Source organism: Pseudomonas sp. SMV71, assembly GCF_052042015.1.
In the GTDB taxonomy this organism is placed as follows: Bacteria; Pseudomonadota; Gammaproteobacteria; order Pseudomonadales; family Pseudomonadaceae; genus Aquipseudomonas.
The window spans coordinates 1-13,262 of the sequence record NZ_JBKGGU010000020.1; the positions used below are offsets into that span (position 1 = coordinate 1).

Annotated in this window: 13 protein-coding genes; 4 read left to right on the forward strand and 9 right to left on the reverse strand. The window is 59.4% G+C overall.

All coding sequences use genetic code 11. The features are described from left to right. Positions 1-200: 200 nt before the first annotated feature. The 6 genes from msrQ to ACLEJQ_RS19765 all read right to left on the reverse strand — a co-directional run bounded on the left by msrQ (position 201) and on the right by ACLEJQ_RS19765 (position 6,177). Positions 201-821 carry a protein-methionine-sulfoxide reductase heme-binding subunit MsrQ gene (gene msrQ / locus ACLEJQ_RS19740; RefSeq protein WP_440797668.1) on the reverse strand — a complete coding sequence of 207 codons (621 nt, stop codon included), beginning with the start codon at positions 819-821 and terminating at the stop codon, positions 201-203. Beyond that, complete coding sequence (gene msrP, locus ACLEJQ_RS19745) at positions 821-1,831, reverse strand: protein-methionine-sulfoxide reductase catalytic subunit MsrP (protein WP_440797670.1); 1,011 nt, start codon at positions 1,829-1,831, stop codon at positions 821-823. Before msrP ends, msrQ begins: the two co-directional genes overlap by 1 nt. Positions 1,832-1,906: 75 nt before the next feature. Next, a complete protein-coding gene (gene pssA, locus ACLEJQ_RS19750) occupies positions 1,907-2,752 on the reverse strand; it encodes a CDP-diacylglycerol--serine O-phosphatidyltransferase (protein WP_440797672.1) in 846 nt (281 codons plus the stop codon). A 144-nt stretch (positions 2,753-2,896) separates the two neighbouring features. Continuing rightward, positions 2,897-3,913: a ketol-acid reductoisomerase gene (gene ilvC / locus ACLEJQ_RS19755; protein ID WP_042728776.1), complete on the reverse strand. Its 1,017-nt coding sequence runs from the start codon at positions 3,911-3,913 to the stop codon at positions 2,897-2,899. Between the two features lie 45 nt (positions 3,914-3,958). Continuing rightward, on the reverse strand, positions 3,959-4,450 hold the full coding sequence (gene ilvN, locus ACLEJQ_RS19760) for an acetolactate synthase small subunit (RefSeq protein ID WP_003205610.1): 492 nt from the start codon (positions 4,448-4,450) through the stop codon (positions 3,959-3,961). A 2-nt stretch (positions 4,451-4,452) separates the two neighbouring features. Then, entirely contained in the window at positions 4,453-6,177 is a 1,725-nt protein-coding gene (locus tag ACLEJQ_RS19765) for an acetolactate synthase 3 large subunit (RefSeq protein ID WP_440797674.1), read from the reverse strand. 399 nt (positions 6,178-6,576) lie between these two features. On the opposite strand from ACLEJQ_RS19765, the gene ACLEJQ_RS19770 reads away from it, so the two are divergent. Next, positions 6,577-6,999 carry a DUF4124 domain-containing protein gene (locus ACLEJQ_RS19770; protein WP_440797676.1) on the forward strand — a complete coding sequence of 141 codons (423 nt, stop codon included), beginning with the start codon at positions 6,577-6,579 and terminating at the stop codon, positions 6,997-6,999. Positions 7,000-7,005: 6 nt separating this feature from the next. Here the strand turns inward: ACLEJQ_RS19770 and ACLEJQ_RS19775 are convergent, their stop codons facing one another. Genes ACLEJQ_RS19775 through mrcB form a run of 3 tightly spaced genes read right to left on the reverse strand, consistent with a single transcriptional unit; the run spans position 7,006 to position 10,419 of the window. Beyond that, on the reverse strand, positions 7,006-7,335 hold the full coding sequence (locus ACLEJQ_RS19775) for a YqcC family protein (RefSeq protein ID WP_440797678.1): 330 nt from the start codon (positions 7,333-7,335) through the stop codon (positions 7,006-7,008). Then, complete coding sequence (locus ACLEJQ_RS19780) at positions 7,335-8,084, reverse strand: hypothetical protein (RefSeq protein ID WP_440797680.1); 750 nt, start codon at positions 8,082-8,084, stop codon at positions 7,335-7,337. Before ACLEJQ_RS19780 ends, ACLEJQ_RS19775 begins: the two co-directional genes overlap by 1 nt. Positions 8,085-8,100: 16 nt before the next feature. Then, the gene (gene mrcB / locus ACLEJQ_RS19785; protein ID WP_440797682.1) at positions 8,101-10,419 is read right to left on the reverse strand and encodes a penicillin-binding protein 1B; all 2,319 of its coding nucleotides are present in this window, start codon (positions 10,417-10,419) and stop codon (positions 8,101-8,103) included. Positions 10,420-10,535: 116 nt separating this feature from the next. Between mrcB and ACLEJQ_RS19790 the strand changes: the two genes are divergently transcribed. The 3 genes from ACLEJQ_RS19790 to ACLEJQ_RS19800 all read left to right on the forward strand — a co-directional run bounded on the left by ACLEJQ_RS19790 (position 10,536) and on the right by ACLEJQ_RS19800 (position 13,023). Then, complete coding sequence (locus ACLEJQ_RS19790) at positions 10,536-12,092, forward strand: AAA family ATPase (protein WP_440797684.1); 1,557 nt, start codon at positions 10,536-10,538, stop codon at positions 12,090-12,092. A 91-nt stretch (positions 12,093-12,183) separates the two neighbouring features. After that, positions 12,184-12,525 carry a pentapeptide repeat-containing protein gene (locus ACLEJQ_RS19795; RefSeq protein WP_440797686.1) on the forward strand — a complete coding sequence of 114 codons (342 nt, stop codon included), beginning with the start codon at positions 12,184-12,186 and terminating at the stop codon, positions 12,523-12,525. Between the two features lie 225 nt (positions 12,526-12,750). Beyond that, positions 12,751-13,023: a TfoX/Sxy family protein gene (locus ACLEJQ_RS19800; RefSeq protein WP_245139182.1), complete on the forward strand. Its 273-nt coding sequence runs from the start codon at positions 12,751-12,753 to the stop codon at positions 13,021-13,023. Positions 13,024-13,262: the final 239 nt, after the last annotated feature.

Sequence of the window (13,262 nt, forward strand, 5' to 3'; positions counted from 1 at the left end):
TCACCGCTTGCGACCGAGAAGATCGAACCGTCAATGGGCACTACTACAACTGCCCTGTCGACTCCTTCCAGACTTCGATGAACTGAAGCAGGCCGCCATCGAAAACCAAGTAACTCATTGAATCTCAAGGAGTTTTCCGTTTCGACTGCGCCGGAAGTGGGGCGAATTATAGACACCTGAAATCTGCCGTCAACCCTTAATTACGCTTTTGTTGCAGAAGACACTTTCCTGCCCTTTAAACGCGGGATCCGCCGGGCAATCGGTGGGAGCCGCAACACTAACAGCGCAGCACCTATAAACGCATATATCGCCCACTCCTGCAGATCCGCCCGCACAATCCACAGCATATGCAGCAACCCGAGACCCAGTATCAGATACACCAGGCGATGCAATTTCTTCCAGCGTCCGCCCAAGCGACGCTGGCTATAACGATTGGACGTGAGCGCCAACGCCAGTAATCCTAGAAACCCCAGCGCTCCGACAATGATGTAAGGTCGCTTGCTCAGCTCTACCCCCAATTGCGACCAATCGAACCCCAATATGAAAGCGGTATACCCACTCAGGTGCAGGACCACATAGGCAAAACACCACAATCCCAACTGGCGCCTGACCGCGATCCATCCCGCCCACCCCGTCAATTTCTGTAGCGGTGTCATGCTCAACGTGATCAGCAACAGGATCAGCGTTCCCAACCCAAGCCGATCCACGAGCACCTTGCCAGGGTCAGGTCCCAGCGCGTTCGTCAGCGCCTGATAGAGCCAGAGCATCGGCCAGATTGCTGCGGCAATGAAGACGCCAATCCGCCACAGAGGAAAACGCATCAGTAATCCTTCCTCAAATCCATTCCCGCATATAAGGAAGCGACTTCATCCTGGTACCCGTTGAACATCAGGGTATCGCGGACATTGGGGCTGAACAGGCCGCTTGGCAAACGACGTTCATGGGCCTGGGTCCAGCGCGGATGATCGACCGTTGGATTGACGTTGGCATAAAAGCCGTACTCATCAGCTGCAATGCTCTGCCAGGTGGTTCTCGGCTGTTCGCTGACCAGGCTGATACGCACGATGGACTTCACGCTCTTGAACCCGTATTTCCACGGCACCACCAGTCGCAACGGCGCGCCGTTCTGGTTCGGCAGCTCCCGCCCGTACATGCCTACCGCCAGAATCGCCAAGGGATTCATTGCCTCGTCCAATCGCAGGCCCTCTACATAAGGCCAGTCGATCAAGGCGAACCCCGAGCGCTGTCCCGGCATGACCTTGGGATCCTGTAAGGTTTCAAAACGAATGTATTTGGCCTTCGAGGTGGGTTCGACGTGTTTGAGCAGCGCGGAGACAGGAAAACCGATCCAGGGGACGACCATCGACCAGGCTTCAACACAGCGCAGTCGGTAAATTCGCTCTTCCAACTGATAAGGCTTCATGAAGTCTTCCAGGCCGTAGCGTCCCGGCTTACTCACTTCCCCATCGACCACTACGCTCCAGGGTTCGGTTTTCAGGGAGCCGGCATTCGCAGCCGGATCCCCCTTGTCAGTCCCGAATTCATAGAAGTTGTTGTAGTGGGTGGCGTCCTTGAACGGTGTAATGGGCTCATTAACCGTAATAGCGCCCCATTGAGTCGATGGTAGCTTCTTGGTAAACCAGGACGGCGCCTTGCCAGGCTCGACATCGGCGTACCGCGCTGCATCGGCAGCACCGGCCCAGCGCGGCAGGCTACTGATCGCCACTCCAGCCACGCTGGCGCCAAGCAGCTGACGACGAGAGAAATAGAGGGACTCAGGCGTGACGTCTGATTCTGAGCAGTCGGACGACTTGGGGATCTTGATCAGCATGACAACTCCGCAGCATTGGAGGGCAGATGCACCAATAGACTGCGGAGTATGGGGGAAATTACATTAAGGCAACATTTAGCGGCGACGAAGACGCAGCAAATATTGCACCGGTCCGGAAGCGGCATACGCGAGAAACACCAGCAGCAGGATACGTGGCGGATCGCTGAACACCACTGCAAATACCAGCACCACCGCCAGGATCGCAACGAACGGCACTCGCCCTTTCAAGTCCAGCTCCTTGAAGCTGTTGTACTTGATATTGCTGACCATCAACATCCCGGCTGCCGCCACCAGCAGCGCCACCAGGAACGACATCTTCGAACCCTGGATACCGTAGTCACTGAACGCCCAGACGACCCCGGCCACGACACCCGCCGCAGCCGGACTGGCCAAGCCGATGAAGTAGCGCTTGTCCGCCTTGCCGACCTGGGTATTGAAACGCGCCAGGCGCAACGCCGCACCTGCGACATAGATAAAGGCAACCATCCAGCCAACCTTGCCCATATCCCCCAGTGCCCAACCGAACGCCAACAAGGCAGGCGCCACGCCGAAGGCGACCATATCGGACAACGAATCGTATTCGGCACCGAATGCGCTCTGGGTGTTGGTCATGCGGGCAACGCGCCCGTCCAGGCCGTCGAGCACCATGGCGACGAAGATTGCGATGGCGGCGAAGGCAAAGTAACGACTCGCTCCTGCGCTATCGCCGGCACTCAGTGCAGCCTGGGCACTCATGGAACTGATGATGGAATAGAAGCCAGCGAACAGGTTCGCGGTGGTGAACAGGTTTGGCAGCAGATAGATGCCACGATGCCGGACCTTACGGCCTTCAGCGTCATGACCTTCTTCGACATGCTCATCGATGGGCAGCAGGCTTTCGGCGTCAGAAGCCTGATTCGGCTCTTCGGGACGTTCGCTCATGGACAGTACCTTGCAACGGTGTGAAAAAATTCGACAGACGCCTGGGACGACGGTTCGGCCGCAAACGATGCAGCTTTATACCAGAAGCCGCCCACCAAACGAAAAAACGCGGCCAGGGCCGCGTTTTTCGATCAAGCTTGCGACTCAGTTCTTGGCTTTGTCGACAATCTTGTTGGCGCTGATCCAAGGCATCATGGAGCGCAGTTGCTCACCGATGATTTCGATGCCGTGGGCAGCGTTATTACGACGCTTGGCGGTCATCGAAGGATAGCCGGTGGCGCCTTCGCTGATGAACATCTTGGCGTATTCGCCGTCCTGAATACGTTTCAGGGCGTTGCGCATGGCCTGACGGGATTCGGCGTTGATCACTTCCGGGCCGGTCACGTATTCGCCGTACTCAGCGTTGTTGGAGATCGAGTAGTTCATGTTGGCGATACCGCCTTCGTACATGAGGTCAACGATCAGTTTCAGTTCGTGCAGGCATTCGAAGTAAGCCATTTCTGGCGCGTAGCCGGCTTCAACCAGGGTTTCGAAACCGGCTTTCACCAGTTCGACGGTACCGCCGCACAGAACGGCTTGCTCGCCGAACAGGTCGGTTTCGGTCTCGTCCTTGAAGGTGGTTTCGATGATGCCGGTACGACCGCCGCCAACACCGGCAGCGTAGGACAGGGCCACGTTCTTGGCGTTGCCCGATGCGTCCTGGTAGATCGCGATCAGGTCAGGGATACCGCCGCCCTTGACGAACTCGGAACGCACGGTGTGGCCTGGAGCCTTGGGCGCGATCATGATCACGTCCAGGTCAGCACGTGGCACGACCTGGTTGTAGTGGATCGAGAAGCCGTGGGAGAAAGCCAGGGTTGCGCCCTTCTTGATGTTCGGCTCGATCTCGTCGCGGTACAGAGCGCCCTGGAATTCGTCCGGAGTCAGGATCATGACCAGGTCGGCTGCGGCAACAGCGGAAGCCACGTCAGCCACTTTCAGGCCATGGGCTTCTGCCTTGGCAACGGTGGACGAGCCTTTACGCAGACCGACGGTCACGTCAACGCCGGAGTCTTTCAGGTTGCACGCCTGGGCGTGACCTTGGGAGCCGTAGCCAATGATGGCGACTTTCTTGCCCTGGATGATCGACAGGTCGCAGTCTTTATCGTAGAAAACTTTCATGAATTACCCCTATATCCGGCCGTTCAGGCCATTCGCTAATTTGATTTAGATGCTCAGTACTTTGTCGCCACGGGCAATGCCGGTGACGCCACTGCGTACGGTTTCCAGGATCGAGGCAGTACCGATCGATTGGATGAAGCTGTCGAGCTTGTCGCTGGTACCGGTCAACTGAACGGTATAGACGCTGGCGCTGACATCGACGATCTGCCCACGATAAATATCGGTAGTACGTTTGATCTCGGCGCGCTGGGCGCCGGTGGCCTTGACCTTGACCAGCATCAGTTCACGCTCGATATGAGCGCTTTCCGACAGGTCCACCAGCTTGACCACCTCGATCAGCTTGTTCAGGTTCTTGGTGATCTGCTCGATGATTTCATCGTGACCTACCGTGGTCAGCGTCAGACGCGACAGGGTCGGGTCCTCGGTTGGCGCCACGGTCAGGCTTTCGATGTTGTAGTTGCGCTGCGAGAACAGGCCTACAACACGAGACAGAGCGCCCGGTTCGTTTTCCAGAAGCAAGGAAATAATATGTCGCATGATTAGGTACGCTCCGTCTTGCTCAGCCACATATCGCGCATGGAGCCGTCTTTGATCTGCATCGGATAGACGTGCTCGCTGGTGTCAACCGCAATGTCGATTACCACCAGGCGATCCTTCATGGCGAACGCCTCCTCCATCTTCGACTTCAAATCCTTCGATTCGGTGATGCGCACGCCCACGTGACCGTAGGCTTCGGCCAGCTTGACGAAATCAGGCAGGGATTCCATGTAGGAATGCGAGTGGCGACTGCCGTAGCTCATGTCCTGCCACTGGCGAACCATCCCCAGCACACCGTTGTTCAGGATCACGATCTTCACCGGCAGACCGTACTGCAGGCAGGTGGACAGCTCCTGGATGTTCATCTGGATGCTGCCCTCGCCCGTAACGCAGGCGACGTCGGCATCCGGGAAGTTCAACTGGATGCCCATGGCCGCCGGCAGACCGAAGCCCATGGTGCCCAGGCCACCGGAGTTGATCCAGCGGTTGGGCTTGTTGAACTTGTAGTACTGCGCGGCGAACATCTGGTGCTGACCCACATCGGAGGTCACGAAGGCATCGCCTTTGGTCACTTCGCACAAGGTTTCGATCACGGTCTGCGGCTTGATCATGCTGCCGTCACCCTTGTCGTAAGGGAACAGGCCGCGATCGCCACGCCATTCATCCACCTGTTTCCACCAACTGGTCACCGCGTCCTTGTTCGGGGTTTCTCCGATCTCCTTGAGGATGGCGACCATTTCGGTCAGCACGCTCTCGACAGGACCGACAATCGGCACGTCTGCCTTGATCGTCTTGGAGATGGAAGCCGGGTCGATGTCGATGTGGATGATCTTGGCGTTCGGGCAGAACTTCGCCGCACCGTTGATCACACGATCGTCGAAACGTGCGCCGACTGCCAGTATCACGTCCGCATGGTGCATCGCCAGGTTGGCCGTGTAGCTGCCGTGCATGCCGAGCATGCCGATGAACTGACGGTCGGTACCCGGATAGGCACCCAGGCCCATCAGGGTATTGGTGACCGGCAGGTTAAGCATTTTCGCCAGTTCGGTCAGTTGCGCGGAGCCGCCACCGAGGATCACGCCACCGCCCGAGTACAGCACCGGGCGCTTGGCGGCCAGCAGCATTTCGGCGGCCTTGCGGATTTGTCCCGAATGACCGCGTACAGCCGGACTGTAGGAACGCAGCTTGGCTTTTTTCGGGAAGATGTATTCGAACTTCTCGGCCGGGTTGGTCATGTCTTTCGGGACGTCGACCACGACCGGGCCCGGACGACCGGATTCGGCCAGGTAAAAGGCCTTCTTCATCACTTCCGGGATTTCCGATGCGTGCTTGATCATGAAGCTGTGCTTCACGATCGGCCGGGAGATACCGATCATGTCGGTTTCCTGGAACGCATCGGTACCGACCATGGTGCTGGGCACCTGACCAGAAATGATCACCATCGGGATCGAGTCCATGTACGCGGTGGCGATACCGGTGATGGCGTTCGTGGCGCCCGGGCCGGATGTCACCAGCACCACGCCGGCCTTGCCGGTGGCGCGGGCATAGCCGTCAGCCATGTGGGTCGCGGCCTGTTCGTGACGAACCAGGATGTGGGTCACTTCCGGTTCTTTGAACAGGGCATCATAGACATGAAGAAGAGCACCACCTGGGTACCCATAGATATATTTGACGCCTTCGTCACGCAAAAAGCGGACGAGCATCTCACCGCCAGATAAAAGCTCCACGTTGTTCACCTCTAAAACGCCAGAATACCGACCCACGAAAGGGGACGGGTCTTAATAGGTTTACTTCTCGGCAGAGCATGAGCGACGGTGGTCGCCGACTACGTCAGCACTGACTGAGCAAGTATTGGGATCGTCCCAAGTGTTGCGGGCCTTTCCCACCCAGCGCGAGGTAACGCGTTGCGGGTGTAACAGGTCGGCGCGGATATGCGCCTCATGATCTGCCGAGTGGGCCTGCTTCTGGCAGTCCCTCTACAGCGGACTTTGGATTCTTCTGTTTCGCCTTCTGCAAGTCAAGTCGTCAATGTGCCTTATTGAAGTAAGCGCATGAGAACGCAAGAAAAAACCTTTAAAGCCCAACTGTGTTAGCTTCAATTGCGCAACCCAGGACAAGGAAACAGCATGCGAATGTTCTTATTGACGGCCAGCCTGCTCGTTGGCCTGAGCCCGATGTGCATGGCCGGCCAGGTCTACAAATGGGTGGACGCCCAGGGCGTTACCCACTTCGGCGCCCAGCCGCCGCAAGGTGCAGAAGCCACGACCGTGATCAAATCCGCCTCGCCCCCGACAAAGCCACAGGCACTGCCGTCCGGCGAGGCCATTGGCGATCAGAAGGCAATCGATCAACAGGTCAAGAAGCAGGTGGCCGAGCAGGAGGCTCAGCTCAAGGCGTTCTGCGAACAGGCCCGGACCAACCTGGCCCAACTGCAGAACAACCCGCGAGTCCGCGAGGATGTGGAGGGAGAAATGCGCCGCCTCACTGACGAACAGCGGCGCCAGCGGATCGATGAGACCCGCAAGCAGATCGAGGAAAACTGCCAGTGAAGGCCGTCAGCCGGCTTCGCTGATCAGCTGGTCGAACTGCGCCAGCAGCCGCTGCAACCCGATGCCCTGCCCTGGCCGTTGTGCATAGACCATTTCGGCCATGGCAAGGATACCCGAGGCATTGGGCAGCGGCAGATCGTTTTCCAGGATCGACTTCATCCGTGGCAGGAAAATCCATTGCAGCCATTGCTCGAAGTCCAGGGTATCGACCGCGAACGGCTCGACGCTGGCCAGCGCTTCAGCCGATGGCGAAACGCTGCTCCACCAGCCCTGGACTCGCAACTCGCGCTCGATCAGCAGCAATTGATCGGCAATCTGAGGAAACCGCGTGTCCATCAGAGCGCAACCTTGGCTTTCTGACGGGCCAGTGCCGCGCCGGCAGCGTCGCCTTGTTTCTCACGGGCCTGGGCGATCAATTCCCACAGGCTGGCCTGAAGTGCCGGACGCCCGCTGGTGAAAGTCAGGCCGCGACGGGCGAGCTGTTCGGCTTGCGGCGCGTCGCCCTGGGCCATGCGCACCTGGGCCAGGCGATAAAGCACCTGCGGCTCGCGCGGTGCGACACGCTGGGCACGCTCCAGGCTGGAGGACGCACCATTGAGGTCGCCACCGGCCTGTTGCTGTTGGGCCGTGGTCAGTAACGCCAGGACCGGGCCATCGAGTTGCTCATCGGCGGACAAGCCACCCGAACTGGCGGGCGGGATACTGCTCGGCGTCGATGGCATGCTGTAGCTGCCTTGATCGATCGGCGAGGTCTCGATCGGTCCCGGGGTGATCGGGCCAGGCGTGATCGGGCCAGGCGTGATCGGGCCCGGAGTAATCGGTGTGCTGCTGATCGGTGCCGACGTCGCGGCACCGCCGCCAGGCACCATCACCACTACACCGCTGTCGCCCTGCGGGATCGCCTGGGCCTGGTTTTGCGCCGGGCGTTTCACGGTCGTCTGGCGGAAACCGCCATTGGCCGAGATCCGCTCGCTATTGGAAACCGCGGTACCGGAATCAACGACCGGAATCGACCCGCGCTGTACGGTAGAGCAGCCACTGAGCAAAGCCACGGCCGTTACCGCTGGAATCAACCACTTGTTCACGTGAAACCCTCTTTGCTTAATTCATCCAGTCCTTGACCCAATCCATCACCGACTCGGCGGGATTCTGGCCCCCGCAGGCTGCGCCGGGAGGTGGCTCGCTGCCGCGAATATACGGCATCTGCACGGCGCCCGGGCAGTTGGCGTCGGAACCTTGTCCGGTGCGCGAGTCGACCCAGGCCTGGACGATGTTGTCCGGTTGCGGCATGTCCAGTGGCAACGGGTCGGCCTTGCGCATGAAACTGGTCCAGACCTGCAGCGCTCCGGTGGCGCCGGTGAACGGGGTCTTGCCATTGTCATCACGTCCAAGCCAGACCACCGCCAGCAGATCCTGGCTGAAACCGGCGAACCAGCTGTCGCGCGAGTCGTTACTGGTACCGGTCTTGCCCGCCAGGGTCAGGGTCCGGGGCAGCACGTTATAGACCGAGCTGCCGGTGCCCTCACGCATGACGCGCTGCATGGCACTCTGGATCAAATAGATGGAGCCAGGATCGAAACGCTGCTGGATCTGGAACGGGTAACGCTTGAGCGGCTCGCCGTCGGCAGTGAGCACGCTACGGATCCCGCGCATCGGCGTATTGAATCCGCCGTTGGCCAGGGTCTGGTACATGGCCGCCACTTCAATCGGCGTAAGGCCTCCGGCCCCCAGGAGCATTGATGGGAACGCTGGCAGCTCGCGGCTTACCCCCAGGCGCGCCACGGTCTTGAGCACATTCGGCACCCCGACTTCCAGCCCGAGGCGGGCCGTTGAGAGGTTGTAGGAATGCGCCAACCCCTGGTACAGGAACACCGTGCCGTGGGAGCGACGATCGTAGTTCTGCGGCTTCCACACCTGGCCGTCCGCGCCCTTGACCGAGAACATCTCGTCCGAAAGCCAACTGGTCAGTGTGTACTGGCTGGGTTTTTCCAGTGCGGTGAGGTACACCGCAGGCTTGATCAGCGAGCCGATCGGGCGGACGGCATCCAGGGCCCGGTTGAAGCCGGCGAAACTGGCCTGGCGACTGCCGATCATGGCCTGGACTTCACCGGTTTCGGGATTGGTCACCACCATGGCGGCTTCGACTTCATCGGCGCCTTTGCGTGCGCCGAGGCGCTTGAAAGTGTCCTCGACCGAGGCCTCGGCCTTCATTTGCAGGATCGGATCGAAGCTGGTGAAGATCCGCAGGCCTTCTTCGGTCAAGTCTTCGTCGCGATAGTCTTCACGCAACTGGCGCTTGACCAGGTCCATGAAACCCGGAAACGAGCTGTCCGCCAGGCTGCCCCGCTTGGTCACGCCCAGCGGCATCTTCTTCGCCGCTTCGACTTGCTCGGCAGTCGCCACGCCTTGCTGTTGCAGCAGGTCGAGCACCAGGTTGCGCCGTTCGAGGGCACGCTCCGGATAACGCCGTGGATTATAGGAAGACGGCCCCTTGACCATGCCCACCAGCAACGCCACTTGATGCAGCTTGAGTTCCGACAGCGGCTGGCTGAAGAAGAACTGGCTGGCGAGGCCGAAACCGTGCACGGCGCGCTGGCCGTCCTGGCCGATAAAGACCTCGTTGAGGTACGCCTCCAGGATCTCCTGCTTGTCGTAGTGCAGTTCCAGCAGCAGCGCCATCATGGCTTCGGTGAGCTTGCGGGTGAGGCTGCGTTCGTTGGTCAGGTAGAAGTTCTTGACCAACTGTTGGGTCAGGGTACTGCCGCCCTGGCGCATATGACCGGAGGACGTATTGACCCAGACCGCCCGGGCAATCGACTTGGGCGAAACACCGAAGTGATGATAGAAGTCGCGGTCTTCGACGGTGATCAGCGTATCGAGCAGGAACGGCGGTACCTGGTCGATCTTGATCAGGATCCGGTCCTCGAGGTTCTTGGGGTACAGGCCACCGATCAACAGTGGTTCGAGGCGCACCACCGACAGGCTGGCGTTGTTGGCGCCCGTCAGCGCCGCCACGTAATCACCGGAAAAACGCACTCGCACCTGCTGCGCCTGTTCCATGCCTTCATAGAACTGGAAGCCGCGGGTATTGAGATCGACGGTATTGCCATTGACCGAAGCTGCACCGGGACCATTGGCCACGCTTTCACGGCGATAGCCCAAGGCATCGAGTTCGGTCAGGAAATCGTCGCGGCTCAGCTTTTGTCCGACGAACAGCTCCAACGGCCTGGCATAGACCTTGGCCGGAATCGTCCAGCGCTTGCCGGAGAATTTTTCCTGGACCACCGCATCGAGGTAGACCGCAAATCCGGCGAGCACGACAAGGCCAACCAGGCTCAGTTTAAGGGCCCAGCCCAACCAGGGCCGCAGGCGGCTGGCGGGTGGTTTCTTGGGGGTACGGGGGGATCGGGTACGAGTCATGGCGGCGGATTATACGCACTTTGTCGTGGTTCAACATGAGGCGGGCAAGGTTTGCGTTAACCTCGCTTGTCGCCATAATGACCGCCTCGAATTCTCCAGACTCTGAAGGACCGCCCGTGAGCCAATCCCTGATCGCTGCCCTGCAAAACCCGGCCCTCTACCCGCATCCCGTAGAAGGGTTCCAGGTCATCGAAACCCATATTTCCTGGGTGGTGCTCACCGGACCCTACGCTTATAAAATCAAGAAGCCGGCCAACTTCGGCTTTCTCGATTTCACCAGTCTGGAGGCGCGCCGGCATTTCTGTGGCGAAGAGCTGCGCCTGAACCAGCGCCTGACCCAGGACCTGTATCTGGAGGTGTTACCGATCACCGGCAGTGTCGAAGCGCCGCAGCTGGGTGGCGACGGGCCGGCCATCGAATACGCGCTGAAGATGCGGCAATTTCCGCAGAGCCAGATGCTCAGCACGCTGCAGGCCAATGGCGAGCTGACCACCGCGCATGTCGACGAGATGGCCGAGCAGATCGCCCGATTCCACCTCGCCACGCCCCAGGTACCCGCCGAGCATGCCGCCGGCACGCCGCAAAGCGTGATGGCGCCGGTGCTGCAGAACTTCGAACAGATTCTTCCGTTTCTCAGCGACAAGGCCGACCTGTTGCAGCTCGAAGCGCTGCAAGCCTGGGCCGAGAGCAGTTTTGAACGCCTCAAGCCACTCTTCAACCAACGCAAGGCGGAAGGATTTATCCGCGAATGCCACGGCGATATCCACTTGGGCAATATCACCGTGATCGACGGCAAGGTGGTCATTTTTGACTGCATCGAGTTCAACGAACCGTTCCGCTTCACCGACGTCTACGCCGATACCGCATTCCTGGCGATGGACCTGGAGGACCGTGGCCTCAAATCCCTGGCCCGGCGCTTCGTCAGCCAGTACCTGGAACTGACCGGGGACTACCAGGGCCTGGAACTGCTGAACTTCTATAAAGCCTATCGTGCCCTCGTCCGCGCCAAGATCGCGCTGTTCAGCATGCCCGCCGAGGCCGATCCGGTGCAGCGCGCCACGACCCTGCGCCAGTATCGCAACTACGCCAACCTCGCGGAAAGCTACAGCACCATCCCTTCACGCCTGCTGGCGATCACCCACGGCGTTTCGGCCGTCGGTAAAAGCCATGTCGCGATGCGCCTGGTGGAAGCGTTGGGCGCCATCCGCCTGCGTTCGGACGTGGAACGCAAGCGCCTGTTCGGTGAACAACAGGTGGCTAACGATCCACAAGCCGGCATTTATAGCAACGATGCCAGCAGCGCCACCTACGCTCGCCTGCATGAAGTCGCCGAGGTGATTCTGCGTGCCGGGTTCCCCGTGGTGATAGATGCCACCTACCTCAAGCGAGACCAACGCGACGCCGCCGCGAAGATCGCCGAAGCCACGGGGGCTCCGTTCCTTATCCTGGATTGCGACGCTCCACAAGCCGTCATCGAAAGCCGCCTCGCGCAGCGCCAGACTGACCAGAAAGACCCGTCCGATGCGAATCTGGCTGTGATCGCCGCCCAACAGTCCAGCCGCGAAGCCCTCACGCCGGCGGAGATCCTTTGCAGTAAACGTGTGCAGACCAATGAAAGCGGGACTCTCGACGTGGTCGTCGCGCAAATCCGTCAACGGCTGCCGGGCCTGTAGATAAATATCTCGACCGTGAAGCGACGCCCGGCTTCACGGTCGCCAAATAGTGGCACTATACTGGCGTCATAAAACCAACAGGTGCTATGACATGAGCCATCCCAAGAATCTCAACACTCCGCTTTACGCCTTGCTGCGCAAAGACGATATCGCAGGCTTCAACAGTGAACGCCCCCAAGGCCCGGTCGACCTGAGCGGCGGCGATTTCCGTGGTCTTGATCTGCGGGAACTGAACGCAGACGATGTCGATTTCAGTGACGCCTACTTCCGTTCCGCCGACCTGCGTGGCATCGATTTTCGCAAGTCATCCCTGGAAGGCGCGAGTCTGGCCCATGCACAGATCTCCGGCGCTTACTTCCCGCCGGAGCTATCGGCCGACGAGATCCTGATGTCGATGAACTTCGGCACCCGGCTGCGCTACCGCACCCGCTAACGTCACACGGGACCACCCAAGGCTGACTTGGCGTCGTACACACCGATCTCCAGCGCCCCCGCCTGCGCTGGATGATGAGTGCTGTCGCCCTCTGCTTCTCCATCGTGCGTAATGCATTAGAAGCTTTTGCGTTAAATCCCACCAAAGAATCACGCTTTTCCTACTGACCGCTACACTGCTCAGAGGCTTGCCCATTGCACCAGTCGGCCGTCGCAAGGAGGCTCGATGAATGATGAACTGCAACACCTGAAAAACCTGGGCAAGACGTCGGCCCAGTGGCTGCACGCCGTGGGTATCCACAGCGCTTCGGATTTGCGCCGCCTCGGTGCCGTTGACGCCTACCGCGCCGTGCGTACCCGCGGTTTCCGGGCGTCCAAGGTTTTGCTGTACGCAATCGAAGGCGCGTTGATGGATGTGCACTGGAACGACATTCCCGCTGAACGCAAGGAAGCCTTGAACAAACAGTTGGAAGCTATTTCAACGCGGCACAAAGCCTGACACAGCGGGTTGCGCCGCTGATGTTTCGAATAAATCACCAAACAATGTTTGACATGGAAATGAGAATCGCTATGATTACCACATCCGGTCGCGAGACTGGTCGATATTTGAACAGGCCTTGGTTCGGACTTTCAGATATCTCCTCATCAGGCTAATCACGGTTATTCGACCCGGCTCTTGCCGGGTCTTTTTTTTGCTTGCAGGAAACCTTTGTAAGAAACCTTTGTAAGAAACCTTTG